A 256-nucleotide genomic window follows, 5' to 3' on the forward strand; every position below is an offset into this window, starting at 1 on the left:
GGATGGATACCAGTGCCGCGCCCTGGGACCAGGCCCAGAAGATCACGCCGCCGGCGATGGCGATGAGGGCCGCCACCACGATGTCAACAACACGCCAGCTGTAACTGGTCTTCTTCACGTTTACCGTGGTCATTTTCTGCCTCCTGAGGTTACAGGAGGGGAAAGTGCTCCCCGGAGTCTGCTCGGCTTGCGCCGTCCGCCTCCGGACACTCTGAGAAGCTCGACTCCCTTGCGCCGGTACTAACCGGATCAGGTT

General features: G+C 61.7%; 1 pseudogene. It reads right to left on the reverse strand.

What is annotated here, in order from left to right:
* Positions 1-133: pseudogene (locus tag ACR9ZK_RS22590) on the reverse strand (ECF transporter S component); the annotation flags it as partial.
* Positions 134-256: the final 123 nt, after the last annotated feature.

The organism is Monashia sp. HAY1-5C, assembly GCF_056755255.1.